This is a genomic window from Lutispora sp. (assembly GCF_041687175.1).
Classification (GTDB): Bacteria; Bacillota; Clostridia; order Lutisporales; family Lutisporaceae; genus Lutispora.
Genome location: NZ_JAWLCK010000212.1, coordinates 1 through 2,852 on the forward strand (window position 1 = coordinate 1; position 2,852 = coordinate 2,852).

Here is a 2,852-nt window from a genome sequence, read left to right on the forward strand (position 1 = left end):
AGAATTGCTGTGGATTCACTTACATTTACCGGAATCAAGAACGCAGCCCAGCTCAGTAACATTAGACTTGAACCCATAGCAATGGATTCAGAGGGTATGATTCCCGATAGCCTTGAAAGCACCTGTAAGAAGTATCAAATAAAAGGGATTTATCTTATGCCTAATATGCAAAATCCCACAGCAACTGTGATGTCAGATGATAGAAAACAGGCTATTGCGGATATAATCCATAGGTATGACCTGACTCTTATTGAAGACGATATATATAATTTTACAAATACGACAGAAAGGACAGCTTTAAGCGCCCTTGTGCCTGATAAAGGGATTTTTATATGCGGTATTTCAAAAGCATTGCTGCCGGGACTGAGGATAGCTTATGTAGCTGTCCCAGAACAGCTATTATACAAGTTTATTCAGGTTGTTACAAGTACTATATGGATGGCTACTCCGTTAAGCTCAGAAATAGCATCTCGTTTAATTGAAAGCGGCGCTGCTGCAGAAATAATAAATAAAAAAAGACAGGTACTTGCTCATAGACTCCGGCTTGCAGAGGATATACTTAAGGGCTTTTCATTTCACGCCAATGAAAGCAGTATGTTTTTATGGCTTAACCTTCCTGAAGGGTGGTCCGGTGCAGATCTTGAAAACATCGCTCTACTGAATAAGGTAAGAGTAATACCGGCATACAAGTTCTATGTAGGAAACCAACAACCACCAAATGCAGTGAGAATTTCACTGGGTGCAGTAAAGAATGACGAGCAGCTGATAAAGGGGCTGAACATATTAGCCCGTATATTGAAGCAGAATCCGCTTCTTACATCACCTGTAATGTAGAAGCAAAAAGAAAAGTAAAAGAGAAGGTTCTTTTACTTTTTTTCATTATATCCATTCTGTCCAACATTTCCTGCTCCTTACATATCCAACCTGTATTGCAAAGAATTCAGAGGTGTAAAGGCAAATTGCCTAGTAGGACATTTCGAAGTATATTTATAATCTGACAAACGAGGGAAATACTTGACAATGATTTTTTAATTGTGTAATATAATATTAATTACGAAACCGGTTACGGTATCGATTTCGGAAATTTTAAAACGAAATTAAAAAAGAGGATGCTGCAATGAAAAACTTAACAATTTCAGAAATTGCCAGTTTAGCAAATGTTTCAAAAACAACAGTTTCACGGGTTTTGAATAATAAACCTGATGTTAGTGGCGAGACAAAAGAAAGAATTTTGTCAATTATAAAACAATATAAATTTAAACCCAATGCTCTTGCCACTGCAATTTCAAAAAAGCACAGTAAAATAATTGGACTGATTGCTCTTCAAGGGACGGAATATATATTTATTAACCCCTATTATCTAAGAGTTTTACATGGTATTACTACAGAGATTAACAAACTAGGATATCAATTAATGTTTTGTTATGCAAAAGAGAATGAATACATTGATCTTTTTAATAATTATATGATTGAAGGATTTATCCTCTTAAGTGCTGGTGTAAACCATATGAATTTATTAGACGAATTTTATGAATATAATATCCCTTTTGTTAGTACTACTGAGTTACCTGATAATTATAAATCAAACAGTGTGGACATAAATAACTATCAAGGCGCTAAGATGGCTGTAGAATATTTATTATCTTTAGGGCATAAGAGAATAGCTTTTATAAGTAGCTTTAGTTCATTAATGGCTAATAAGGAACGTCTCAAAGGTTATAAGGATGCGATGAAAGAATACGGAGTTCCAATAGATGACTCACTAATTAGAGAAGGTACACCTACTTTTGAAACTGGTTACAAAACAATGAATTCTTTCGAAACACTTCCAACTGCAGTATTTGCTTGCAGTGATATGATTGCTATAGGAGCTATTGATGCCATCACAAGCAAAGGGAAGAAAGTACCTGAGGATGTTTCAGTAGTAGGCTTTGATGATATCGATCTTGCTAGCAATTTTGGGTTAACAACAGTACAGCAGCCAATTTTTGATAAAGGAAAGAATTCAGTTAAAAAACTAATTAGTCTTATTGAGAATAAAAAAGTAAGAGTCCCAGAATTACCTGTAAAAGTTGTTGTAAGGGATACTACAAGCAAGCTGAAGGAGAGCACTAAGTAGTGGTTCAAATTAAGTCATTAATAGATGCTGCTATAGAAAACAATTATAGAAGGCTATACTCAATAAAAGGACCATTATTATAAGTGCTGGCTGATTAGTTGGCAAACACAATAAGGGGGTGAGAGCCGGAGGAAAAATTAAGACACTGATTTCCGAGAATATCATGTACTACAGTCAATTGTTGAAAAAAATCAAGGGGGAAAATTAAAATGAAAAGAAGTTTAATTTTAGTGTTAGCTCTAGTACTTGCTTTTTCAATGGTAGCGTCTGGATGTTCCGCTAAAACACCAACAAGCAGCGAAGTTAAGGAAAATGAAGTTAAGGAAGTAGAAGAAGCAAAAAAGCATGTAATTAAATTTGCTGACAGCCAACCTGAAACTACTGGTATTGTTATGTACATAAAAAGATTCGGTGAAATATTAGAGGAAAAAACAGATGGAAGAATCAAAGTTGAAATATATCCAAATGCAATGATGGGCAGCGGTGGAGAATGTATGCAACAGATACAGCTGGGTTCACTTGATATGTATAGAAGTGATGCATCTGTTGTTTATGATTTCGGTGTTGACAGTATGAAGATAGCAGGATTGCCTTACCTGTTTGCAAACAAAAAACACGCTGAAAAAGTTCTTCATGGCGAAATTGGAAAACGATTAGCACAAGATGTTACAGACGCTAATGTAGGATTTGTTGGGATTGGATGGTTAGTTGACTCAGGCAGAAGTATTTTTTC

Annotated in this window: 3 protein-coding genes; all 3 read left to right on the plus strand. The window is 35.3% G+C overall.

Going from position 1 to position 2,852, the window contains the following annotated elements; all coding sequences use genetic code 11:
- The coding region (locus tag ACESM9_RS15405) for a PLP-dependent aminotransferase family protein (RefSeq protein ID WP_373000757.1) at positions 1 to 834 on the plus strand (834 nt) is incomplete at its 5' end.
- 283 nt (positions 835 to 1,117) lie between these two features.
- The gene (locus ACESM9_RS15410) at positions 1,118 to 2,119 is read left to right on the plus strand and encodes a LacI family DNA-binding transcriptional regulator (protein ID WP_373000759.1); all 1,002 of its coding nucleotides are present in this window, start codon (positions 1,118 to 1,120) and stop codon (positions 2,117 to 2,119) included.
- Positions 2,120 to 2,328: 209 nt separating this feature from the next.
- A partial coding sequence (dctP, locus tag ACESM9_RS15415) for a TRAP transporter substrate-binding protein DctP (RefSeq protein ID WP_373000762.1) occupies positions 2,329 to 2,852 on the plus strand: 524 nt, incomplete at its 3' end.

Bases quoted from the DNA above. Each gene is read 5' to 3' on its own strand.
- ACESM9_RS15410 (WP_373000759.1), top strand. From the start codon at position 1,118: ATGAAAAACTTAACAATTTCAGAAATTGCCAGTTTAGCAAATGTTTCA.